The sequence below is a fragment of the Ampullimonas aquatilis genome (assembly GCF_049675895.1).
GTDB lineage: Bacteria > Pseudomonadota > Gammaproteobacteria > Burkholderiales > Burkholderiaceae_D > Ampullimonas > Ampullimonas aquatilis.
The window spans coordinates 597,113-620,544 of sequence record NZ_CP183834.1 but is presented as its reverse complement, the minus strand read 5'-3'; the positions used below and the strand labels follow the sequence as shown (position 1 = coordinate 620,544).

Below are 23,432 nucleotides of genomic sequence, written 5' to 3'. Positions count from 1 at the left end.
ATTGTCGGCTCGAATGACAACCCGGCCTTTCCATTGTGGTCAGGCACTGAAGGCGGTTGTCGTCGCCAGTTTGTCGGGTCAACGGGATATGAAGACAACGCATTCACCATAAAAATGTACCAAAACAGGCAATAAATAACCAGTATATGCATTTATCAGCCTATTAAGTGCGTATTCATTAATTGAAAATAAATACACCACAGGTGTATACGGGCGTAACCGATTCTTCGTTGATAAAACCGAAATAAGCCCTAAACCACCCCACTTATTAGTCAATGTGGAAGACGACCTTCCACTCACAATGAATCATCTACAACTGACATTTGATTCATGCATCCTCTTCGCCACACCGCTGTTGTTCAGTCGCTGCTTTGCTCGGTATGTCTGTACCTGTCGCTGATGGGAGCGACTCGCGCGCAAGAAACGGATTATTTGGATGACATGCCACTGAATCAGTTGTTGCAAACCGAACCCAGTCCGCAGTCCAAAGTCGTCAGCACGCCTTCACGGCAAAATCAAAAAATTACTGAATCCGCCGCCTCGGTGAGCATCATCACCGCCGATGATATTCGTACCTATGGGTATCGAACCTTGGCCGATGTACTCAATTCGGTCCGCGGTTTTTATATTGCTAATGACGGTATGTATAGCTCCGCTGGGGTGCGTGGTTTTTTACGTCCGGGCGATTACAGCTCACGCATTTTGTTGATGGTGGATGGCTATCGCATCAACGACAATATTTATGACGCCGGCTCTTTTGGCCAGGAGTTGCTGGTGGATATGGAAATGGTCAAACGGGTAGAAATTATTCGTGGCCCGAGTTCATCGCTCTATGGCAGCAATGCCTTGCTAGGCGTGATCAACATCATCACCCGCAATGCGCAAGACATTGGCAACGGTGAGGCATCGGCCAGCGTCCAAGGTCGTCATGAAGGCAAGTTGCGCGCAAGCCTTGGCAAGCAATATGACAATGGATTATCCATGCTGCTGTCGGCCAGCCAATACGATGATCGGGGTCGCAGTCAACAATTACCCGAAGCCACTTTTCAAACACCCGAATACAATTTTGGCCGTGTTGATGCTGGCAGCGATTACACGCATGCGCGCACTGTCATGGCCAAACTGGCCTGGCAAGCATGGCGCTTTGAAACCTACCATGCGCAACGCGACAAAGGCATTGGCAATGCACTGAGCGGCACCCTGCTCAACTATCCCAATAACAAAATGATCGACGAAGAAGGCATCGTCGGCCTGCGCTACAAATCAGGCAATGCCGATCAACAAAGCGAGCTGTCAGCCCGTCTGTTTTACGGCTACTACAATTTTTTTGGCACCTACCAATATCCCGACCCGATCATGCCTGCCTTTACTACAGCCGATGAAGCCAAGGGTAGTTGGTGGGGCACCGAAGCCAACTGGTCAAAAAAATGGCATCCACGCAATACGCTGGTGACTGGCTTTAACTGGCAGACCAATACGCGCCAGAATCAGAGTTACTTCAATGTGATGCCTTTTGAATCGCTACTCGATGATAAGTATTCGAGCAAGCGATATGGTGTGTATCTGCAAAATGACTGGCAGGTGCTGAACAACCTGACCCTCTCCATTGGGGCGCGTGCCGACAAATATAGCGGCAACCAAGCTGTTGCCAGTCCACGCCTGAGTGTGGTGTATCAACCCCAGGCCGATCACTTTATCAAACTGATGTATGGCAGTGCGTTTCGAGTACCCAATGCTTATGAAAGTCGGTACGAAACGCCTAGTTATCAGATGGGCAATCCCCATTTGCATCCTGAGTATGTCAAAACGCTTGAGCTGATTGATGAATTCAGTCTGAACCAAACCACGCATCTGACACTGTCTGCTTTTATGATCAGGATGAAAGACATTCTTGAACAAAAGATCGTTGATAATCATGGTGCACCGATATTGCAATTTCAAAATTACGATAAGGTCAAAACCAATGGGTTTGAAGCCGAGATCAATCATCAGTGGCATAGCGGTGCAAAAATTCGTAGCAGTGTTTCTTATCAGAGCAGCCATGAAGACGATGATGGTGCCAATATTGCCAACTCGCCACGCTGGATGATGAAAGTCAATTATTCATTACCCTTCTTACAAAACCAATGGCGTGCTGGTCTCGAATTACAAACCATGTCGAACCGGATTGCCAAAGACACCTTTGATAATTCAATAAAACTACCCAGAGTCAGCCGCACCAACCTGACCTTCCTGCGACCGGCATTAAACCAGGGCATTGAATGGTCGTTAAGCATCTATAACCTGTTTAACCGCAATTACGCCGACCCGGTTGGTGCCGACCCATCGATACCCGAACGAGCGTTTCAGCAGCAAGATGGTCGCCGCTGGATGGGACGCATGATTTATCGGTTTTAATGCCATGACTCAGGCCCTGCCAAGCTCATGATCAAAGGATTGGTATTTTTTTTCATTCGCATAAGATTGCTGCAGATATTATTGCTGACCGGCATGAATTTGTTCATGCTTTCAAATAGTCAGGCCCAAGAAGAAGACCATCTGATAGAGCTGTCGTTGGAACAGCTGCTCAATGTGGAAGTTTCCACTCCGTCACGACAAAATCAAAAATCCTCTGCGGCACCAGCCTCCATTTCGGTGATCACGGCGGAAGATATCCGTACTTATGGTTATCGCACCCTGGCTGACGTTTTAAATAGCGTGCGTGGTATTTACATGAGCCATGATCATATCTATGACTACATTGGGGTGCGCGGGTTTTCTCGCCCAGGAGATTTCAGCTCACGTGTATTGCTGATGATTGATGGTTATCGCGTCAATGAAAACGTCTTTGACCAAAGTTTTTATGGGCAGGATTTTCTGCTGGATATTGATCTGATCAAACGGGTCGAGATCATCCGTGGCCCAAGTTCATCAGTCTATGGCAGCAATGCTTTGCTGGGTGTTGTCAATGTGATTACCCGATCGGCGCAAGACATTGGTCAGGCTGAAGCGGCCCTCGGTGTCGGCGACAATCGTGATGTCAAAGCCCGCGCCAGTATGGGCCGGCGACTCGATAATGGCATGAGCCTGCTATTATCGGCCACGGCTTATCATCATCGTGGTGAAAGCCTGCAGCTTGAAGAACCGGAGTTCAATAACGCCACCAGCCAATTTGGACACGTCCCCAATAGTTTGGATCAAACCAAAAGCCAAAGCTTGTTTGCACGCATCTCACAAGATAACTGGCAGTTTCAGACCGCCCATGTCAAACGAGACAAGGGTAATCCTGTTGGTTTTAACGGCACACTCACAACGGTTCCTGGCAGCAACTTTATTGATCAGCAAGGCCAGTTTGGTTTACGCTATCTCAATCAACTGGACGATGATCGCAATCTGTCGGCACGAATTTATTATGGCTACTATAACTATCGTGCCAACAGTTTGTTATTGGATAGCCAGTCGCAAATGTATACCAGCCGCGATGAAGCACAAGGCCGCTGGTGGGGTAGCGAGCTGGCCTATATCACGCCACTTAACGCGCAACATACGCTGACGACTGGCGTAGATGCGCAATTCAACACCCGACAAAATCAGCGTAACTACGATTACACGCCGACCTATATTCCCTACCTGAATGATGCGCAGCATAGTCAACGCATTGGTGTGTATATGCAAGATGATTATCAAATCAATAGCACACTCAGTCTGTCGGCAGGATTACGAGCCGACAAGTTCACCCAGCTTGAAACCGAGACCAGCCCAAGACTGGCCTTGATTTATCAACCTAATACCACCCGCACTTGGAAGTTACTATATGGCACAGCGTTTCGCGCACCCAATGCTTATGAACGCAACTACAGTCTGCCCGATATTTTTGTGGCCAACCCCAAGCTGACACCAGAACATATTCGCACTCTGGAATTGATCCATGAACGTTATCTCAGCCCGGTGACCAAGGCAACCGGTTCACTCTATGGTTATCAAATCAAAAACCTGATTGATCAGGGCACTTTTTTTGATGGCACCCAAAACCTGGCACAGTTTCAAAATAAGGGCAGTGCCAAAGGCCAAGGGCTGGAGCTAGAACTAGAACATCAATGGCGTAATGGTGCGCGCATCCGTGGCAGTGTGACCCGACAATTGGTGCAGGCCGATAACGGTAGCACGCTCACCAACTCGCCACCCTGGCAATTCAAGCTCAATGCATCAGCACCCATATTGGAAACCGGCTGGCGTGCCGCGCTGGAAGTACAATCCATGGGATCTCGCTTGTCCAGTGACAGCAATGGCAACAGCACCGTCAGCAGCAGCTACGCACGCAGCAATCTGACTTTACGCAGCCCCTTGTTTGGCAATGGCACCGAATGGTCATTGAGCGTCTACAACCTGCTTAATCGCCATTACAGCGACCCGGTGGGAGCAGACGCCGCCATTCCGTCACGCTCCATGCTCGGCCAGGATCGGCGTAGCTGGATGGGACGGGTGGTGATGCATTTTTAAATATGGATTATTTAAATAAATATCAATCAAAGATCAACTGGCAATGGCTTGCCAGTACGATGCAATGCCAACCAACGCTCCAGCTCTTTGACATGCTCCGACTCTTCTTCCACAAACTCCCGTGCCATGGCCTTGACTTCCGGATCATCCGTGGTATCCATGATGTCCCGGTAATAAGCCAGACTGGCACCTTCCGCTTCCAGCGCCACTTCCAGAGCTTCCTCACGGCCTAAAAACGGATCAGCAGCCCAAATGGCTGCCGTTTCAGGGCTTTCAATATCTGGCCACTGATAATCTTCCGGTCTGAGTTCTGGAATATCACGAAAGCCTGAGCGCAGTTTGGCTTCGGACAAATGCAGTTGCGAATAATTGGCGAGCTGACGAAACAACTTGCCCACTTCCTGATTGCCACAAGACAGCATGGTGTCAGCCAGTTGGCCAAAACGCAGCGCTGCCTCCTGTTCCAGTTTGATGGCGTGCGCCAGAAATGCTTCGATCGATTGCATGGTGTTCTCTTGATTCAATATGAATAATGGAAAACGGATTGCGCACTCAACTTGAATTGGGCAATCCAATGGCAGCCTGATGGTAATCCTTTGATGAACAGGTCTGTTGACATGCATCAAAGCCAAAAGTATCAATGCAGAAATGAACCATCATGGTGCATTCGCAGCAATAAGCCTTTTTCCAGCAAGCAATATGCCCTGAAAAATTATTTTTATGTACCCAAGGGTTTGCACGGACAAGAATTTGACGCTACACAAAAACGCCTGGGAAAGTTTCCCGATATGGCAAAACTTCCCGCTCAAACAGGCTCAGAAATTCGGGAAAAGTTCCCGCAATAAATCCTCTGCAGGCCTTGTGGAGCAAGCTTCTCGGGAAAAATTCATTCTTTGAATACGAGCTGAACCAGCAAGGCTTTAATCACCTAGAATTTTTCTACAGCTACTTTTTTCTGCGTCCTGTAGCTCACTGTGTCAATACTCCGCGACAGTCTGATCGGGAGAAATTCACAGCGACCAATAACCATATGAAGGAGATAGAATGGCCGCAATCAGGAAGACTGCCATCGCAGTCAGTATCAGTATGTTATTTGCTGGTGTTGCGCTTGCCGCAGAAACCGGCAATTGGCGCGAATATAACGGTGACAAGGCTGGTGCCCGTTATGAACCAGGTGCCAAAGTGACCAAGGACAGCGTCAAGTCAATGAAAGTGGCTTGGCGGGTACCTTTGCCAGGTAATCAGATTTCAGCCGACAACCCGGACTTGCGTACCTGGGTCAATGAAAGCACGCCTCTTGCTGTTAATGGCATCTTATACGCCAGCTCACCACTCAGCATTATCAGCGCGATCGACGGTGCCACCGGCAAGGTGTTGTGGACCTACGATGGTGGCGGCTGGAAAGATGGCTCGCCGCCCAATCTGGGCTTTATCAGTCGTGGCCTGACTTACTGGGAAGACGGTGAAGACAAGCGCCTGATTGTCGGCAGCCCCGATGCCTATCTCACCGCACTCGACGCCAAGACGGGCAAGCCGATTGAAAGCTTTGGCGATAACGGCAAGATTGACCTGACCAAAGGTCTGCGTCGTCCAGTCGATCGCTCCCTGGTAACGGTTTCCTCACCACCGATCATCTGTGGCGGCCAGATTGTGCCTAGCCTGGCTGTACTCGATTCTTTTGCAATTGGTCGTCCACCACTTAAAGAACACCCACCAGGCGATGTGCGTGGCTTTGATATCAAAACCGGCAAGCAGAGTTGGGTATTTCATGCGCCCCCGCAAGCAGGCGAGCCTGGCAATGAAACCTGGGAAAACGACTCCTGGAAAACCGCAGGCAGTATGAATATGTGGGCGCGCCCGAGTTGCGATGAAGAGTTGGGCACCGTCTATCTGCCGTTATCCACACCGGCCAATGACTTCTATGGTGGTCATCGCAAAGGTGATGGCCTCTATGGTGAATCACTGGTCGCACTCAACGCCAAGACCGGCAAGATCAACTGGTTTTATCAGATGGTGCATCATGGCCTGTGGGACTACGATTTACCGACCGCACCGAATTTGATGGATCTGACTGTGGGTGGCAAAAAGGTCAAGGCCGCCGTTCAAGTGACCAAGCAAGGTTTCATTTTTGCACTGGATCGCACCACGGGTAAACCAATCTGGCCGATTGAAGAAAAAGCGGTACCTCAATCCAATGTGCCAGGTGAAAAATCATCACCCACTCAACCGCATCCAAGCATTCCTGCGCCAGTCTTACCACAAGGTGCTTCGGAAGACATGCTGATCGACTTGAAGCCCGAGTTGAAGGAAGAAGCCAAAAAGATCCTGAGTCGCTACAACTATGGCCCGATCTACACACCGCCAACGCTAGACAAAGCAGGTACGTTGGAAAACCCGGGTGTATTGGGTGGCGCGAGCTGGGCAGGTGCAGCACATAGCCCCAAGACCAACATCTTGTATGTGCCGTCTTTCTCGATTCCTTTTGCCATTAAGCTGAAAAAGGAAAACGGGGCAGCTTATGACTACACCGGCACCTGGGCTGGCGTGGGTGGCCCTAAAGGCTTGCCATTGTTCAAGCCACCTTTCTCTACCATTACGGCCATTGACATGAATACCGGCAAACATTTGTGGCAAGTACCGGCTGGTAAAGGTCCAGTCAACAATCCGGCTATCAAGGATCTGAATCTGGGCTGGTTGGGTGTCCCACGCGAATCGCACATCGCCCTGACTGACAAGGTGCTGTTTGTGGCACCGGAAGGCACCAATAGCGTGATGGGCTTGTCGACCCGTGGCACTGCGTTGATCACACAAGCGACCAAGGATGAAGAAGAGCCATTCCTCTATGCCTATGACGCGGACAACGGCAAGGTACTCGGCGAAGTTCGTCTGCCAGGTGCAGCCTTTGGTGCCTTGATGACTTATAGCGCTGGTGGCAAGCAGTATGTGGTGGTGCCAATTGGTGGCGCAGGTTTACCTGCCGAACTGGTTGCAGTGCAGGTCAACTAATCCTGTGAGTGTATTCAGCGCAAGTACCCGAGGGTGCTTGCGTTGTTGATTGAGAGAATTATGCGTATTAAAACCATTTTGTTATCCCTCGCTTCGACCGCTTTGTTGTCGGTGATTACGGTTGATTTATTGGCTGGTGGCTCGCCCCCACCGCCGCCCGCAGATGAATCCACGGCGGACAGCAATGCAGGCTCGGTACCCTTTGATTTATCTGACCCAGTTCGTATTCAGCGTGGCCGTGAGCGTTTTGAGTCTACCTGTGCATCCTTCTGTCATGGCTACCAGCCACCTTTGTTTGTGGGGCGCGTTGGACTGGAACCCGAATACGTTCATCGCACCATTACCGAAGGTGGTAAAGGGGCAACCCCCATGCCACCTTGGGGTGGTGTGTTTACGCCAGAAGAGATCTGGGAGTTGACTGCTTACATCAAATTTTTGGGCACACAAAAACCGTAAAGGGTGCAGATGACATCAAGTCGCCCTTCCAGAGTGACTTGAATGACCGCCACAAGCGGGCTTTGTCGCTTATATGTTTAAATATTAAATAGTCAAGCTGGTAACAGCTCATTCAAGCTCGCTGCTTTCAAGGCAAGCACTTATCGCTCGGCCTGCCGGACTATATCGAGAATATCGTCACCATAACGCTCCTGCTTGGTCTTGCCAATACCCGAGATGCTGCCAAGCTCACTCATTGAGGCAGGTCTTTGCTGGGCGATTTCATGCAGGGTGATGTCATGAAACACGGTATAGGCGGGTACGCCGTGTTCTTGCGCCACTGCCAGGCGCCAGGTGCGCAGTGCCTGAAAGAGTGGATTTTCAACATCAAAAATTTCATGCCGACTGGATTGGCTGCGCGACTGTTTGCGTTGGGTGGCACGGCTGGCCTTGTCTTGCGGCCGCCGCAATTGCAGCCGTAGCTCGCCTTTTAACAAGGCGCGACTGGCTTCGGTAAGGCGCAGCGTGTTGAAGTGTTCATAATCCACTGCCACCAGTTTGAGCATGACCAGTTGTCGCACCACCGAGCGCCATTGCAGCTCATCCAGCTCGGCACCAATACCAAAGGTGCTGAGTTGCTCGTGACCAAACTGTTTGACCTTGGGGGTTTCCTTGCCGCGCAAAATATCAATAAGATGTTGCGCACCAAAACCAAAACCACTGGCCTTGTCGCAGCGATAAATACAGGAACAGAGTTTTTGCGCAGCTTGCGTACCATCCCAGGCTGCCGGTGGATTTAAACAATTATCGCAATTGCCACAGGGCTGACTGGCTTCACCAAAGTAGCTGAGGATTTGCACACGTCGACAGGTGATGGTTTCGCATAAACCCAAAATCGCATCGAGCTTGCCGGTGGAAACGCGCTTGTATTCGTCGGAACCATCGGACTCATCAATCATGCGCCGTTGCTGCACCACGTCTTGCAGGCCATAGACCATCCAGGCATTGGCGGGCAGACCATCCCGACCGGCACGACCGGTTTCCTGATAATAACCTTCGAGACTTTTGGGCAGATCCAGATGCGCCACAAAACGCACATCGGGCTTATCAATGCCCATGCCAAAGGCAATCGTGGCAACCATGATGATGCCGTCTTCACGGATAAAGCGTTGCTGGTTATGTTCACGCGTGGCACTGTCCAGCCCGGCGTGATAGGGCAAGGCGCTCAAACCATGCTCACCTAAATAGGCGGCGGTTTCATCGACCTTGTTGCGCGACAGGCAATACACAATGCCACTGTCATGCACCACGCGGCTGGCCTTGGATAACGCCGCCTTGCCTTTGCCCGCAACTGGCTGGCCACCTTGCACGTGTTCACCAAAAATAAAGTCGAGCAACTGTTGGCGCGGCGTGTCTTTTTCGGCAATCCGGTAACGGATATTGGGACGATCAAAACTGGAGACAAACACCTGTGCGTCATCCAGCCCAAGTTTGTCGATCATCTCGGCACGCGTCAGACCATCTGCCGTGGCGGTCAGCGCCATACGCGGCACATCAGGATAACGGCGCGCCAACACTTGCAACTGCATAAATTCGGGACGGAAATCATGCCCCCACTGCGACACGCAATGTGCTTCATCAATCGCAAAAAGACTGATCGGCACACTATCGAGCAGGCTTAAACAACGGTCGGTCAGCAAGCGTTCAGGGGCAACATACAACAGCTCGAGCGAGCCATCGCGCACCTGCTGCTCAATCTCATAAGCCGCACGGCTGCTTTGGGTGGAATTCAGAAACGCCGCATTCACGCCGGCTTCGCGCAGCGTGGCCACCTGGTCTTGCATCAGGGCGATCAGCGGTGACACCACCACCCCCAGGCCCGGCCGCAACAAGGCCGGAATCTGATAACAGAGTGACTTGCCACCGCCCGTGGGCATCAGCACCAGCGCGTTACCGCCGTTGGCCATGTGCACCACAATGTCAGCCTGCTGACCACGAAAGTGGTCATAACCAAAAGTGTCTTTCAAACAGGCCAGCGCCGCATGATGCCAATGTGCATAGCGCTCGGCGCTCATGCTGGCACGCACCGCCGAATGCGGATCGGCAGCGCCGGCAGCTACATCAGGCTGAGCTGCCAACACGGCAGGGGTAAGTGGAGGAAGCGCGGAAGTCATGGTGATTCAATTGCAAAAAGCCATTATACCCCCACCCAGTAATAAAATAGACCCTTATTTAATGCACTTAAGGGTTATAAATTTAACCATACTCCTCAAATAATCCATAAAATCAGAGGCATGGCGCAAATCGGGGGCAAGTTTGGTCGAGCCAGATTAATCCCATAAAGAAACCAATAAATAACCAAAATAGTAAAATCATCACAAACAAAAAACGGCTGATCTTTATACTTTGGCTACCTGTTTATTGCCTTGCTTTCGTCCCGTCTGTTCATGCCAAACCTCAAAGATCGATTCAATTTGTCACTGATGCGCAGCATCTGCAAACTCAAAGCCGCTACCTATGTGCTCTACCATCAACTCTGGGCCAGCCTGCGCTGCAGCCCAACCAGGCAGATTGTCTTTTCCCACTTTGAAGCCTGGGAACCCATCATTCGCTGGGGCTTTAAGGGGACGCGTCATCACATTCACTTTTTACCCCTGACCCCACAACAGCCCTTGCCATCGGCCAACTTGATTGTGCCATTGACAATTGATGCCGTGCATGCGCTGGCACAATCGGCGCATCAAGCCAAACAACACAGTCTGATCCCGATACCCAGCCTGACCTGCCTGCGTTTATGTAATGACAAATATCGCTTCAACCAAGTGCTGCAATTACTGGGCTTTGGCCAATACCTGCCATCAACGCAAATGCCCTTGTCGCTACCTTATGTATTAAAGCGCAAGGTCGATGAATATGGCAGCCATTCCCACATCATCAAAACCCATGAGCAGGAAGCCGCGCTATTGGCCGAGCAAAACCCCGACGACTATTTTCGTCAGGCATTGATTACCGGCCGCGACGAATATGCCACCCACATCCTTTTTAAGGATGGCCGCATTATCGCCAGCCTGAGCTTTCGCAATCGCTTTGAAGACAGCGCCTATATTTTTGGTTTGCATCAAAAAGAAAGCTACAAAATGCTTTGCCAGACTCCCTCCGATCGGCTCGCCTTGTTTGCCCGCATTCTGCGCGCCATTGGCTATGAAGGCCTCTGCTGCTTTGACTACAAACTGGTCGACGGCGAACCCCGCATCTTTGAACTTAACCCCAGAATGGGTGGCAGCCTCTGTCGTTTTTTCTTTGCCTTTGTGAATCGGCTGTAAGGCTTTGCTTGAAATGATTGACAATGGCATTGCCTGCCATGCTATCCACCACCAAGGAACACTGCCATGACCATCCCCGCCCGCTACGCCAACCTGCTGTTTGGCGGTATTTTGTCGCTGATCATGGTCAGTATTGTTTCGGCATCAGTCCTATTGATTAACCAAGGCTGGACCCCCGACTTTTTTGCCCGCTGGCTCAAAAGCTTTTTGAGTACCTGGCCCATTGCCTTTCCAACGGTGCTGGTTGTCGCACCGCAGGTACGCAGACTGGTAGCGTGGTTGACTAGTCCTAAAAAAATTGAAAATTAATTATTTAACCGTCACCCGAATCATCTGGCTTAAGGCTGAACCGTAGGATTGATGTGCGCCATTGGCAAATTGCAATGTCAGGGTGTAATCACCGGGTGGTAATTTGACTTCGGTTTCGGTCTGGCCTTTGCCAAAGTGCAAGTCTTGTTCGTCAAAGGGTACTGACTCACCGGCAGGCAAACTGGGGCGATTAATCAACAAATGATGATGGCCAGTGCCATCGACCACTTCACCGGCTGGCTTGACGGTCATGCCTTTTAAACCAAACTTCACGGTAAATGGACTGCTGACAACCGCGCCATCTGCAGGTGTCACAAAATACACAGCGCGCTCACCGGCTTGTGCCGCACTCAGGCTACATAACAACGCCAACCCTGCCCAGAATTTTTTCATATTGCTCTCCTCTTATGATAGTTTTAGATTTAATTGTGATTGATTCGGGATGACCGAATCAGCAATTTAATCGCTCTATCATTGCGGCGCAATCAAAAAATGGAATAGCCCTCATGCAATGAGGTTTTCAATTTCAACCAGGAATGCATCGCAGAATCCGATGCATCTTGACTGACTACCATCTCCAGGTCAGTCACTACTACTGCTGCAACTGCTTCCGCTACAACTGCTGCCGGCATCAACACTGACTGCATCGCTACTGCCCGATTCACTTGCTGCATGATGGGTCGAATCATGATGCTGGTTGCTAGGGCTGTCATGGCTATGTAGCGGAGCGGCTTCGGCTTGCCCATCTTGCGCCATGATGCTGGTCCGCGGACCATCCACCCAGCCGGTGGTATCGCTGTAGTCAGCCGCACCGTTGATGTCGGTCACACAATAGCTGCTGATGGGAGAATAAATATCTTCGTCATCTTCTTCATGGCGACGCTTTTGCCGGCAATCCAGTGAGTAGCGATAACCATCTGGAATCAGCAGCAAGCCATCCAGTGCAAACAGCCGAGGCAAGCGCGCCGGATGACGATGATCAATACTGGCCTGCTCGCAAGCCAGCCGCCAGGCCAGTTGTACACCCTGCCGTGCCGAACCCGCCGAGGCCATACTTTCTACGGGCGTGTGATGCAAAAACTGACCAAACGCCTGCTGACAAAATTGTTGATAAAGCCGTGTGTAGAGAATGAATTCATGCCAGGCGGCATCGACCACCTTGCTGGGCATGGCAATGCCTTTGCCCCGCGCCATTAAACAGATTTCAAAGTAGTCGCGCAAACCACGCACCACTTCATCGAGCTGATCGGCACTCAGATTGGGGTAGTGTTTTTTGATGCGCTGTTTAAATGAATCGGGAAACGCATAAGTTCGGATGAACAGACGGCGCGGTTTGGCCGGCTTGCGTTTGCACCATAACCAAACACCCACACCACCCAGCACCACAATTGGCAACCACACTAATGTCTGACTCAATGGTTTTCCCCCGTTAGCAAAACTGTGCTCGCCTTATGCTTGGCGAATTCTTTAGTGCCAAATGGCAATTTGCTTGCTGCTTGAGAGCTATCTTAGCAGTTTGGTGCGGGCCGCGGCACTGCCATTTACCTTAATCATTACTCGCGACCATGCCCAACAAAATCCGGTCATGGTCGCTAAATTAGTGGCTTGCTGGTGTCACTTGTTTACGCATTTGTTCAAGTGTTGGAAATGGTGATGGTTGGAAATTTGCTCGAAAAATCCTTGGCCTTTTCCGCAATCTTGATTGCCACTTTACGAGCAATCGATTTATAAATCGCCGCCACCGGCCCATCTGGCTCGGCAATCACAATCGGCTTGCCAACATCGGCCTGCTGGCGAATTTTAATGTCCAGCGGCAGACCACCCAAATAGTCGGCACCGTATTCCTTGGCCATGCGTTCACCGCCACCTTCACCAAAAATATGCTCGAGGTTGCCACATTTTGGGCAATGATACAGCGCCATGTTTTCCACAATCCCAAAAATCGGGATGCCGACTTTTTCAAACATCATCAAGCCTTTTTTGGCATCGAGCAGGGCAATATCTTGCGGCGTGGTAACGATCACCGAGCCGGTTACCGGCACACGTTGCGAGAGGGTAAGTTGAATATCACCAGTGCCGGGCGGCAGATCAATCACCAGATAGTCCAGATCATCCCAGCGGGTTTGACGCAGCAACTGCTCCAGCGCCTGGGTCGCCATGGGGCCGCGCCACACCATGGGGTTGTCTTGCTCAACCAGAAAGCCAATTGAGTTGGCCTGTACGCCATGTCCCATCATCGGTTCCATGCTCTTGCCATCAGGGCTGTCTGGCGTGCCCGAAATGCCCAACATGGTTGGCAAAGACGGGCCATAAATATCGGCATCCAGAATCCCCACGCGCGCACCTTCTTCCGACAAGGCCAGCGCCAGGTTCACCGCCGTGGTGCTCTTGCCCACGCCACCTTTGCCAGAAGCCACGGCAATAATATTTTTCACGCCGGGTAGTAAATTAACGCCCCGTTGCGCGGCATGCGAAATGATCTTGCTGGTGACCGTCACAGTCACATCGGCCACGCCCGGCAAGGCTTTAATCGCCCCACCCAGCAAATCGCCAATGGCGGCGTACTGGCTTTTGGCGGGATACCCCAATTCCACCGCAACATTGACCTGGCCACCCTCGGCAGTCACCGTTTTAATGGCTTTGGCCGAGCTGAAAGTCTTGCCGGTATTGGGGTCGATAAGGTCTTGCAGCACCGTGTTGATTTGTGCCAGATTGACTGCAATATTGCTCATGAAGCTTTCTCCAATGGATCATTTGCGACGTAGTCTAATAGAAATGTCACACGACTGTCGTCTCTGTTGGCTGTAGACCTGTAAAATCAAAGGTTTTCGCATTCTCATAAAGCATAAGCATGAGCCAGTCCAACTCGCCAACTACGCCCGCCAGCGCCAGCAGCACCAGCAAACGCCGCATTTTTGCGACCACCGCCCTGCCTTACGCCAATGGCGCTTTCCACATCGGCCACATCATGGAATACATTCAGGCCGACATCTGGGTGCGCTTCATGCGCATGCAGGGGCATGAGCTGCACTTTGTCGGTGCCGATGACGCCCACGGAGCGCCCATCATGATCGCCGCCGAAAAAGCCGGCATCACGCCCCAGCAATTTGTGGCCAATATTGCGGCTGGCCGTAAACAGTATCTGGATGGCTTTCATATTGAGTTTGACAACTGGCACAGCACCGATTCACCCGAGAACACGGTGTTATCCCAAGATATTTACCGCAAGCTGCGTGATGACGCACAACTGATTTACACCAAGACGGTTGAGCAGTTTTTTGACCCGGTCAAAAGCATGTTTTTGCCTGATCGCTACATCAAGGGCGAATGCCCCAAATGCGGCGCCAAAGACCAATATGGCGACAACTGCGAAGTCTGCGGTGCGGTCTACTCACCGACCGATTTAAAAAATCCCTACTCCACCCTGACCGGCGCAACCCCCGTGTTAAAGGATACCGAAAGCTACTTTTTCAAACTGTCCGACCCCAAATGCGCCGACTTTCTGAAAAGCTGGGTGCAAGCCGGCCACCTGCAAAGCGAAGTCGCCAACAAAGCCAGCGAATGGTTGGGCAGCAAAGCCGAGGACAGCAGTGAAATCACCAACCTGCGTGACTGGGAAATCTCCCGCGATGCGCCCTACTTTGGCATCCCGATTCCGGACACGCCCAATAAATATTTTTATGTGTGGCTCGACGCGCCGGTTGGTTACTTGGCCAGCCTGAAAAATCACTTTGATAAAGGTCAGGCCAAAAACCATCCTTACGCGGCTTCACGTACCGAACAAAGTTTTGAAGCATTTATTGCCGACCCGCAAGTCGAGCAGATTCACTTCATCGGCAAAGACATTACCTCTTTTCACACCCTGTTTTGGCCAGCGATGCTCAAATTCAGCGGCCGCAAAGTCCCCAACCAGATCAATGTGCACGGCTTTGTCACCGTCAGCGGCGAGAAGATGAGCAAAAGCCGTGGCACCGGCATCGACCCGTTGAAATATCTCAAACTCGGCATGAACCCCGAGTGGCTGCGCTACTACCTCGCCGCCAAACTGAGCAGCAAAGTGGAAGATGTCGACTTCAACCCGGAAGATTTTGTAGCGCGGGTGAATAGTGATTTGGTGGGTAAGTTTGTCAATATTGCGGCGCGCAGTAGCAAGTTTTTGTGCGAACAATTTGACGGCGTATTAAGTGCCACCAACTTAAATCAGCGTACTGACTTGAACCCAGCGGCTCTGATTGCTGAAGTAGCAGAGTGCTATGGCGAACGCGAATATGGCAGAGTTTTGCGTGCCATCATGGCATTTGCCGATTTAGTCAATCAGGCCTTTGATACCGCAGCACCCTGGAAGTTAGTCAAAGAAGGCACACCAGAAGCTCGTGCCAAAGCACATCAGGCCTGCTCTGAGGCCATTGAACTGTTCCGCATCATTGCCGCCTGCCTCAAGCCGATCTTGCCCGAGTTAGCCAAACAAGCGGAAGCCTTTTTAAATTGCTCATTTAATGATTGGCAAGCGACCCTGACTCCTTTGGGCGCAGGCCACAAAATTAACAACTACAACCACCTTATGACCCGAGTCGACCCCAAAATGCTGGATGCCCTGTTTGAAGCCCCTGCTGCCGAAGCTGCCGCACCCGTCGTCACTACCCCTACTATCGAACCGATTGCCGATGAAATCAGCATTGATGATTTTGCCAAGGTGGATTTACGCATTGCTCACATCGTCAATTGCGAACATGTGGAAGGGGCTGGCAAGCTCTTGCGCCTGACCCTGGACATCGGCGAAGGCAAAACCCGCAATGTGTTTTCCGGCATCAAGTCGGCCTATAAGCCGGAAGACCTGGTGGGCAAATACACGGTGATGGTGGCTAACCTCGCACCACGCAAAATGAAATTTGGTATTTCTGAAGGCATGGTACTGGCCGCCTCGGCGGCTGATGACAAGGCCGAACCCGGTTTATATATTCTGGAACCACACGCTGGCGCCAAGCCAGGCATGCGCGTGCGTTAAGCCTTACGGTCGGTCAAAGCTCATGGCGCACAGCATTGTGCGCCATTTTTTTAGGCCGCTTATTTAAGTTGAGCACGAAAAATTCATTGAATGACAGCAAGTTCTAACGCTACTGTAGCGCATCATCCAAACGACGATTGAATTCGTTAGCTGATTCATCAACCTATTGTTCGGCGTCATAAACGATTACATGCAGGAACTCAAGAATGTTTAATTTTTCAAAAGTTTGCCAAGCCATTGCCGTTAGTGCCTTATTGGTCATGGCTGCCAATAGCTGGGCTGGTGAAATCACCTGGATCAAGGCAGTGATTGGCTCACACAAATATGAGTTGCGACAAACTGACTCGCCAACTGAAGCCCTCAAGCGCATGTTGGATCCCTACAACCTGTTTCCTTCGTGGATAAATGGACCAACTGGGCCAGATAGTCCCGCCACCTTTAATCAGATTTACTATGAAAGATTAGATAATCGGGTTGTCGAATTTCAATTCAATATTGGCCCAGAACTTTGGGCCAGACTGGCAACGGGCAAATATGAGCTCGGCGATATCGAACATGATTACCAAGTCATGGGTTGGTCTGGCAAATGTCCTGATGACGTTGGCAAAAACGGTTATGTACAAATTTATGAATATGGCCCGATGAAAGAAAAGCCTAACCTGATGATATTGAACCGGGGTGAATTAATCAATTACTACCAGACCCACAAGACCCGCATCCAAACTGATCAGGCAACACTCATCATCAAACGGGTAGATCGTCAGGCTAATTTGATTGAGGGCAGTGTGATTGGCAAGGCCAGTAGTGTGAAATCAACTCTCAGCGAGGAAGAACGCTTGAAAAGAGAAGTCCCTTGCAATAACAGCGAGTTCAAGATCACGACAGAATCATTCAACGTCGATTTTCTGCTTGAAGTCAAACACTGGTAAAAACCATTTTTTAAAATCTGCCATGACCCAGCTTAATACATCTGTATTCCAACAGATGTATTAAGCATGTTGATAACGATATTCCTGCGTGCGCCCGCCATAACCGTAAGCCGCTGCGCGCACATCTTCGACATGGATATAACTCTCCTCATGTAAATTGCCAAGCAGCCCGGCAAAGCCCGCAAAGGCTTCGGCAATGTATTGCGCTTTTTCCGCCTTGGTATTGGTTTCATCGGTGATCTTGATATCAAAGTAAAAACTGTTTTTGCCCTGTTCACTGAGCAGTTTGCCACCCACCAGCCAGCAGTCGCGTGGTACATATTCAATTGTGATAGCAGTTACCTCGGGTTTTTTACCCAGGATGCGCGTGGTCAATTCCAGCAACAGCGTATTGATTTGATGCGTGGTATCACTGTTTTTTTCACCACTGACTTTGACATTGAGAATGGGCATGATCGGCTCCTTGATCGAATTTAATTAAAAATTCATATAGTTAGCAATACAACTATATGACGAAAAATTTACTGCAATGCTGCTCTGACTGAATGAATATGATCGACCGTCACTTCAAACTTTTCGGTACTCAATACTTTTTTCAGTTTACGCGTCACTGCCTGGCTGGCAGCGGTAATGGAAACTTTCAGGGCCAGTCCAGCGTCTGTTGGAAACAGCGCATATTCTCGACCATCACGCTCAGTGCTTTCACGGCGGATCAGGCCTTTGGCTTGCAGCCCGTCCAGCGTGCGCGTCGCGGTAGGTCGTGCAATCGTCAGGGTATCGGCCAATTCTCTTTGCAAGAGCCCTGGCTTTTCCAGCACCACACGTAGCATAAAGGCTTGCGATGGCGTCAGCTCAAAGGGCGCAAACGCCTGCGTCCATTCTTTTTCAAGCAGACGGGCCAAAGCGGTCGTATTAAAGTAAAGGCAATGATCAAACATGGAAATATCATATTCCCATTTAGTTAGCTACGCAATTAGTTTGGAATTATTTTGTAATAATTTCTGCGATCATTCCAATCATAAAACGCAATAAATTCACGCTATTTAGTACTGATACTCAATAAAATGGCTGCCCAGGATGCTATAAACCAAATGTTTATATCTCTTTACGATGGCATCTGTGGCCGTTCTCCTGCTCATGCCGGCAATAAGGAAAGCATGCTGGAATCAGCCGTAACTACCCGACGAACCAATTTTTAGGCCGTCACCCCAAACTAAAAACACACAATGGGAGCAATGATGATCAATGACTATCCAGCTGGCCCCGCCCAAGTTCCTGCGGCGCTGACGCAACCTAGTTCTGCCTACAAGCAACGTACCTGGTTGGCACTGGCCAGTCTGATTTTATTTGTGCTGATTTATTGTGCGCTGGCGGGTTGGTTGTTATTGACCTCATATCGCCTCATCAGTGAAGCACTGGCTGGTGGTGAAAGTGCTTTCTTGGGCTATTTGCTCGGTGGCTGTGCTGTATTTTTATCCATCTTCATGCTCAAGGGGCTGTTTTATATCCAGCGCAATGGTGCACCCGATGCCCTTGAAGTCACTGAAAAAGATCAACCACGCCTTTTTGCTTTTTTGCATCAGCTGGCCGATGAAGCTGGTGCACCAAGACCTGCCAGAGTATTTGTTTCCGCGCGAGTTAATGCAGCGGTGTTTTATGATCTCTCCATGATCAATCTGCTGTTTCCTTCACGCAAGAATCTTGAGATTGGTCTGGCACTGGTCAATGTCTTGACCTTAAGTGAGATCAAAGCGGTATTGGCGCATGAGTTTGGCCATTTTGCACAACGCTCCATGGCCATTGGTAGCTGGGTTTATATTGCCCAGCAGATTGCCAGCCAATTGATTCATCGGCGCGACATACTGGATAAATTTTTACGTGGACTGTCCAATACCGACCCACGGATTGCCTGGGCTGGTTGGCTCTTGTCACTCATCATCTGGTCAATTCGCTGCCTGATGGATACGCTCTTGAGCCTGGTGGTGTTGGCGCAACGCGCATTATCCAGACAAATGGAATTTCAGGCTGATCTGGTTGCCGTTTCACTGACTGGCAGTGATGAACTGGTGCATGCCCTGCACAAGTTGCAGACGGCTGATGATGCCTGGCGTCGTACGCTCAGTTTTACCGATAGTCAGTTACGTGCAGGTCATTTACCTGATGATCTCTTCAACATTCAAACCCGCATTATTGAAAAATTCGCCAAACTGCTGGACGATGAACATTATGGCAAAGTGCCAAAACTGGAGGCCACACAAGAAAATGACGCTCAACGTCGGCTCTTTAAATCCAGCTTTGCACAACCACCGCAAATGTGGTCAACCCATCCAGCCAATGCAGACCGCGAAAATAATGCCAAACAAACCTATCTGGCTGCACCGCATGATGCACGCAGTGCCTGGATACTGTTTGATAATGCTGACACGCTCAAGCAGCAATCCCGTGATCATCTGCTAGGCAAAACAGCAGCACAACCGGTTACGGCCGAACAAACCCAGTTGGCATTGGATGACTACTATGCCCTGCAGCAATTTGACCCGCGCTATCGTGGTGCTTATCTGGGTCGAGCGCTGACGCGACATGCCAAACACATCAACGAACTCTATGACAACAACCCGCCGGAACAGGGCCTCACCAAGGCCATGGCTTCACTCTACTCAAGCAAGCTGGCTGGCAATCTGAAACGGTTACGTGACCTCAATGAAGAGTGTGCCACGCTGCAAGCCTTGCGTGACAAAGTGTATAAAGCCAACGGCAACAAAATTGTGGTGCGCGGTCGTGAGGTTGCTCGACGGCAATTGCCCGCCGCCATTGCCGCAGTTGAACGTGATATCACCAAGGTGCGTGAGCAGATTGCAGCCCATGACAAATTGTGCCGCAGCTTGCATCTGGCCATTGCAAAATCCATCAGCCCGCGTTGGCACGACTATTTGCTCGGACTGCTGTCGGTGCTGCATTACGCGGAGCATGTTGAAGCCGACTTACTCGATGCACATGGTGCGTATTGCAATGTACTGGCCGTCGTCACTGCAGATGGCAAAGTCAGCAAAAAAGAAATGAAGCGACTCGTCAAACAGGCTGGCGAGCTGTATGTCGTTTTGGAAAAAATACATGCATATAAAAATCAGATACAGCTGGATACCAGTCTGACCGGCTGGTTGAAGGTGGAATCCTGGCCTAGTATGCTAGAGGAATTCAAACTTAATCCGCCCGCAGCTGACAATATGCAGGGTTGGGCCGAGATCATTGATGGCTGGGTACAGGTTACGGCGCAGGCGCTGGCTTCATTGGGAACAGCAGCACTTGAACAGTTGCTGATTCATGAACAACAATTGACCAACAAGCTACAAGATAACCTCCAGCTGGATGAACCTGCTGACGTGAGCACAGTTGCGCCAAACTATCAGCCCTTTGCACCCGGACAGGAACGACAACGACAAAAACGGCTGCATTGGTGGGATCGCTTCAAGGTTGCCGATGGCTTGATCCCGGCAACGGCCAGACTGATTGTTGCCGCTAGTATTGTAGGAACCGTATTGAGCTTTGGCAGCATGGCTGGCACATCAACCAAAGTCACCGTCTATAACGGTCTGGGACGTGAAATCATGGTTGGTATTGGCAGCCAGACCATTCATGTCAATGCGTTTGCCAGTAACGAGATTGAAACCAGCATGGACGAACAGACAACAATCTCGGCTCGCACACTGACTGGTCAGGATATTGAAAATTTCAAGCCACAACTGCAAGGTCATCTGCAGCACTACATCTACAACGTTGCTGCTGCCAGTCCCCTGGTAGAGTGGACAGCGGCCTATGGCAATGCGGCCGAAGTTGAACCGCGCATGCTGGGTGCGCAACGCTGGTTAACGTCGAATGTTGATGTGTATTTTGCAGAACCACCTACCAGTGTCAAGACCAAAGGCGGTGGCGCAACCCGCACCGTTTTGTCCGGTGTGGGTAATCAGGAGCCCGCCAAAATACTAAGTCTACTGGCTGATGATGTATCCCGTCAGCAAGTGATTTTGGTGCATGCAAAGTGGGATGAAAACAGCCTGCCAGTCACTGCCAAATGGCAACAACTGGCAACGCTCAAGCCGCCATATTCTTCTGGAAAATAAGTCCGGCGTGTTCACGCAAGGCGTGGAACTTGATCATCGGCCAGTCTTTTTCGGCCACAAACAGTTCGGCGCTATTGCGCGCCAAATAGGTGGGCGCGTCGACTGCGTCGTAGGCGATGCGGTCGGCGTAAAAGTCCATGAATTTCTTCATGTCCTTATCGTTGTCACAGGTGATCCAGCGCGCCATGGTATAGCGTGCCGAGCTCATGCGCGCAGCAACGCCATATTCATGCTGAAGTCGATGCGCCACCACTTCAAACTGCAGCACACCCACCGCGCCCAATAACAAGGCCCCACCCAGCTGAGGGCGAAATACCTGAATCGCGCCTTCTTCGCCCAATTGCTCCAGACCATGTTTGAGCTGCTTGGCACGCATCGGGTCGGCCACTTCCACGCTCTGGAACATTTCCGGCGCAAAAAACGGCAAGCCGGTAAATTGCAAGGCTTCCCCTTCGGTCAGCGTATCGCCCAGTTGCAACGTGCCGTGGTTGGGAATACCGATAATGTCACCGGCATAAGCCTCTTCCAACAACTCGCGCCGCTGCGACATAAAGGCCACCACACTGGAGGGCTTGATGACCTTGCCACTGCGCACCACCTTGAGTGCCTGACCACGCTCAAAGCGGCCGGCACAGACGCGCACAAAGGCAATCCGGTCGCGATGGGCCGGATCCATATTGGCTTGAATTTTAAAGACTACGCCAGCAAACTTGGTTTCATCGGCAGCCACCGCACGTTCCATCGCAACCCGTCCTTGCGGTGCAGGCGCGAGATCGACAATCGCATCAAGCACTTCCTGCACACCAAAGTTGTTGATGGCCGAACCAAAGAATACCGGGGTTTGCTTGGCGTTGAGAAATTCATCACGATCAAACGGTGGCGAGGCTTCCGTCACCAGTTCAATCTCGCCACGGGCGCGTTCAAAGTCACTGCCAAAGCGCGCAACAATGGCCGGGTTGTCCACGCCATCAATTTGCTCAAAGGGATCGCCCACCTTGTCGGCACCGGCCTTGAAAACGCGCATGCTATTCAAAGACAGATCAAACACGCCACCAAACGCCTTGCCCATGCCCACCGGCCAGGTAAAGGGGGTGGCGGTCATGCCCAGGGTCCGTTCAATTTCATCCAGCAGATCAAGTGGTTCGCGCACTTCACGGTCAAACTTGTTGACGAAGGTAATGATGGGCGTGCCGCGTGCGCGACATACTTCCAGCAGGCGCAAGGTCTGGGCTTCCACACCGTTGGCGGCATCAATCACCATCAATGCTGCATCCACGGCAGTCAGCACGCGATAGGTATCTTCAGAAAAGTCCTGGTGACCTGGGGTATCGAGCAGGTTGATGACACAATCGCGATATTCCATCTGCATCACCGAGCTGGCCACTGAAATGCCCCGTTGCTTTTCAATTTCCATCCAGTCGGAGGTGGCATGGCGTGAGGCTTTACGCGCCTTGACGCTACCGGCCACATGAATCGCGCCAGAAAACAGCAGCAGTTTTTCAGTCAGCGTGGTTTTGCCCGCATCGGGGTGAGAAATAATGGCGAAGGTACGTCGACGCCGGACTTGATCAGAGAGGCTCATGATAATTTGGTAATGACAATTGCCGCATTATAAAGGCTGGGGTGCCTTATCCACGTACCTAACCCACCGAACCATGGTTGGAACCTGATCAAACTTGATCCGACTTGAAAAACGGGCTTTGATGCTTTCACCCCACGGGGGCAAAATATATCTGCAGGATCAGGGCAATTCACATTTAAAAGTACCGTCGAAAGTTCTATGATGGAAGCCAAGCCGTATCCATAAAAAGTGAGCTCAATCCCAATG

General features: G+C 50.9%; 18 protein-coding genes. 10 read left to right on the top strand and 8 right to left on the bottom strand.

Features of this window, described 5'->3' with window-relative positions:
- Nucleotides 1-330 precede the first annotated feature (330 nt).
- Together ACMYR3_RS02810 and ACMYR3_RS02805 are read left to right on the top strand one after the other, a co-directional pair.
- Complete coding sequence (locus ACMYR3_RS02810) at nt 331-2,397, top strand: TonB-dependent receptor plug domain-containing protein (protein ID WP_424194306.1); 2,067 nt, start codon at nt 331-333, stop codon at nt 2,395-2,397.
- 105 nt (nt 2,398-2,502) lie between these two features.
- Nucleotides 2,503-4,479, top strand: coding sequence for a TonB-dependent receptor plug domain-containing protein (locus tag ACMYR3_RS02805; RefSeq protein ID WP_424194303.1), 1,977 nt, complete (start codon nt 2,503-2,505; stop codon nt 4,477-4,479).
- Nucleotides 4,480-4,505: 26 nt separating this feature from the next.
- Here ACMYR3_RS02805 and ACMYR3_RS02800 read toward each other — a convergent pair whose 3' ends face one another.
- Nucleotides 4,506-4,985, bottom strand: coding sequence for a ferritin-like domain-containing protein (locus tag ACMYR3_RS02800; protein WP_424194301.1), 480 nt, complete (start codon nt 4,983-4,985; stop codon nt 4,506-4,508).
- 51 nt (nt 4,986-5,036) lie between these two features.
- Between ACMYR3_RS02800 and ACMYR3_RS02795 the strand changes: the two genes are divergently transcribed.
- The 3 genes from ACMYR3_RS02795 to ACMYR3_RS02785 all read left to right on the top strand — a co-directional run bounded on the left by ACMYR3_RS02795 (nt 5,037) and on the right by ACMYR3_RS02785 (nt 7,941).
- A complete protein-coding gene (locus tag ACMYR3_RS02795; protein ID WP_424194299.1) occupies nt 5,037-5,324 on the top strand; it encodes a hypothetical protein in 288 nt (95 codons plus the stop codon).
- Nucleotides 5,325-5,523: 199 nt separating this feature from the next.
- Nucleotides 5,524-7,485 (top strand): pyrroloquinoline quinone-dependent dehydrogenase, encoded by a 1,962-nt coding sequence (locus ACMYR3_RS02790; protein ID WP_424194297.1) that lies wholly within the window; start codon nt 5,524-5,526, stop codon nt 7,483-7,485.
- Between the two features lie 60 nt (nt 7,486-7,545).
- Nucleotides 7,546-7,941 (top strand): c-type cytochrome, encoded by a 396-nt coding sequence (locus tag ACMYR3_RS02785; RefSeq protein ID WP_424194295.1) that lies wholly within the window; start codon nt 7,546-7,548, stop codon nt 7,939-7,941.
- A gap of 140 nt (nt 7,942-8,081) precedes the next feature.
- Here the strand turns inward: ACMYR3_RS02785 and recQ are convergent, their stop codons facing one another.
- Entirely contained in the window at nt 8,082-9,995 is a 1,914-nt protein-coding gene (recQ, locus tag ACMYR3_RS02780; RefSeq protein WP_424196332.1) for a DNA helicase RecQ, read from the bottom strand.
- Nucleotides 9,996-10,367: 372 nt separating this feature from the next.
- On the opposite strand from recQ, the gene ACMYR3_RS02775 reads away from it, so the two are divergent.
- Together ACMYR3_RS02775 and ACMYR3_RS02770 are read left to right on the top strand one after the other, a co-directional pair.
- On the top strand, nt 10,368-11,243 hold the full coding sequence (locus ACMYR3_RS02775; RefSeq protein ID WP_424194293.1) for a hypothetical protein: 876 nt from the start codon (nt 10,368-10,370) through the stop codon (nt 11,241-11,243).
- Between the two features lie 66 nt (nt 11,244-11,309).
- Nucleotides 11,310-11,552 (top strand): DUF2798 domain-containing protein, encoded by a 243-nt coding sequence (locus tag ACMYR3_RS02770; protein ID WP_424194291.1) that lies wholly within the window; start codon nt 11,310-11,312, stop codon nt 11,550-11,552.
- Here the strand turns inward: ACMYR3_RS02770 and ACMYR3_RS02765 are convergent, their stop codons facing one another.
- The 3 genes from ACMYR3_RS02765 to apbC form a co-directional block, all read right to left on the bottom strand.
- Complete coding sequence (locus tag ACMYR3_RS02765) at nt 11,553-11,945, bottom strand: DUF4399 domain-containing protein (RefSeq protein ID WP_424194290.1); 393 nt, start codon at nt 11,943-11,945, stop codon at nt 11,553-11,555. It lies immediately after the preceding gene.
- A 189-nt stretch (nt 11,946-12,134) separates the two neighbouring features.
- A complete protein-coding gene (locus tag ACMYR3_RS02760) occupies nt 12,135-12,968 on the bottom strand; it encodes a glycine-rich domain-containing protein (RefSeq protein WP_424194288.1) in 834 nt (277 codons plus the stop codon).
- Between the two features lie 218 nt (nt 12,969-13,186).
- A complete protein-coding gene (gene apbC, locus ACMYR3_RS02755) occupies nt 13,187-14,284 on the bottom strand; it encodes an iron-sulfur cluster carrier protein ApbC (RefSeq protein WP_424194286.1) in 1,098 nt (365 codons plus the stop codon).
- A 119-nt stretch (nt 14,285-14,403) separates the two neighbouring features.
- Between apbC and metG the strand changes: the two genes are divergently transcribed.
- Both metG and ACMYR3_RS02745 read left to right on the top strand, forming a co-directional pair.
- On the top strand, nt 14,404-16,557 hold the full coding sequence (gene metG, locus ACMYR3_RS02750) for a methionine--tRNA ligase (RefSeq protein WP_424194284.1): 2,154 nt from the start codon (nt 14,404-14,406) through the stop codon (nt 16,555-16,557).
- A 206-nt stretch (nt 16,558-16,763) separates the two neighbouring features.
- A complete protein-coding gene (locus tag ACMYR3_RS02745) occupies nt 16,764-17,486 on the top strand; it encodes a hypothetical protein (RefSeq protein ID WP_424194282.1) in 723 nt (240 codons plus the stop codon).
- 60 nt (nt 17,487-17,546) lie between these two features.
- On the opposite strand, the gene ACMYR3_RS02740 is transcribed toward ACMYR3_RS02745, so the two are convergent.
- Together ACMYR3_RS02740 and ACMYR3_RS02735 are read right to left on the bottom strand one after the other, a co-directional pair.
- Nucleotides 17,547-17,939, bottom strand: coding sequence for a tautomerase family protein (locus ACMYR3_RS02740; protein ID WP_424194280.1), 393 nt, complete (start codon nt 17,937-17,939; stop codon nt 17,547-17,549).
- Between the two features lie 68 nt (nt 17,940-18,007).
- Nucleotides 18,008-18,424, bottom strand: a complete 417-nt coding sequence (locus tag ACMYR3_RS02735) for a MarR family winged helix-turn-helix transcriptional regulator (RefSeq protein ID WP_424194278.1) — start codon at nt 18,422-18,424, stop codon at nt 18,008-18,010.
- Between the two features lie 297 nt (nt 18,425-18,721).
- Between ACMYR3_RS02735 and ACMYR3_RS02730 the strand changes: the two genes are divergently transcribed.
- Nucleotides 18,722-21,604 (top strand): M48 family metallopeptidase, encoded by a 2,883-nt coding sequence (locus ACMYR3_RS02730; protein WP_424194276.1) that lies wholly within the window; start codon nt 18,722-18,724, stop codon nt 21,602-21,604.
- On the opposite strand, the gene ACMYR3_RS02725 is transcribed toward ACMYR3_RS02730, so the two are convergent.
- Nucleotides 21,576-23,186 (bottom strand): peptide chain release factor 3, encoded by a 1,611-nt coding sequence (locus ACMYR3_RS02725; protein ID WP_424194274.1) that lies wholly within the window; start codon nt 23,184-23,186, stop codon nt 21,576-21,578. The two genes, ACMYR3_RS02730 and ACMYR3_RS02725, sit on opposite strands and share 29 nt — an antisense overlap.
- Nucleotides 23,187-23,432 lie beyond the last annotated feature (246 nt).

Coding starts and splice junctions, on each gene's coding strand:
- ACMYR3_RS02810 (WP_424194306.1), top strand. CDS start 331: ATGCATCCTCTTCGCCACACCGCTGTTGTTCAGTCGCTGCTTTGCTCG.
- ACMYR3_RS02805 (WP_424194303.1), top strand. CDS start 2,503: ATGCTTTCAAATAGTCAGGCCCAAGAAGAAGACCATCTGATAGAGCTG.
- ACMYR3_RS02800 (WP_424194301.1), bottom strand. CDS start 4,985: ATGCAATCGATCGAAGCATTTCTGGCGCACGCCATCAAACTGGAACAG.
- ACMYR3_RS02790 (WP_424194297.1), top strand. CDS start 5,524: ATGGCCGCAATCAGGAAGACTGCCATCGCAGTCAGTATCAGTATGTTA.
- ACMYR3_RS02785 (WP_424194295.1), top strand. CDS start 7,546: ATGCGTATTAAAACCATTTTGTTATCCCTCGCTTCGACCGCTTTGTTG.
- recQ (WP_424196332.1), bottom strand. CDS start 9,995: ATGAGCGCCGAGCGCTATGCACATTGGCATCATGCGGCGCTGGCCTGT.
- ACMYR3_RS02775 (WP_424194293.1), top strand. CDS start 10,368: ATGCCAAACCTCAAAGATCGATTCAATTTGTCACTGATGCGCAGCATC.
- ACMYR3_RS02770 (WP_424194291.1), top strand. CDS start 11,310: ATGACCATCCCCGCCCGCTACGCCAACCTGCTGTTTGGCGGTATTTTG.
- ACMYR3_RS02765 (WP_424194290.1), bottom strand. CDS start 11,945: ATGAAAAAATTCTGGGCAGGGTTGGCGTTGTTATGTAGCCTGAGTGCG.
- apbC (WP_424194286.1), bottom strand. CDS start 14,284: ATGAGCAATATTGCAGTCAATCTGGCACAAATCAACACGGTGCTGCAA.
- metG (WP_424194284.1), top strand. CDS start 14,404: ATGAGCCAGTCCAACTCGCCAACTACGCCCGCCAGCGCCAGCAGCACC.
- ACMYR3_RS02745 (WP_424194282.1), top strand. CDS start 16,764: ATGTTTAATTTTTCAAAAGTTTGCCAAGCCATTGCCGTTAGTGCCTTA.
- ACMYR3_RS02740 (WP_424194280.1), bottom strand. CDS start 17,939: ATGCCCATTCTCAATGTCAAAGTCAGTGGTGAAAAAAACAGTGATACC.
- ACMYR3_RS02735 (WP_424194278.1), bottom strand. CDS start 18,424: ATGTTTGATCATTGCCTTTACTTTAATACGACCGCTTTGGCCCGTCTG.
- ACMYR3_RS02730 (WP_424194276.1), top strand. CDS start 18,722: ATGATGATCAATGACTATCCAGCTGGCCCCGCCCAAGTTCCTGCGGCG.
- ACMYR3_RS02725 (WP_424194274.1), bottom strand. CDS start 23,186: ATGAGCCTCTCTGATCAAGTCCGGCGTCGACGTACCTTCGCCATTATT.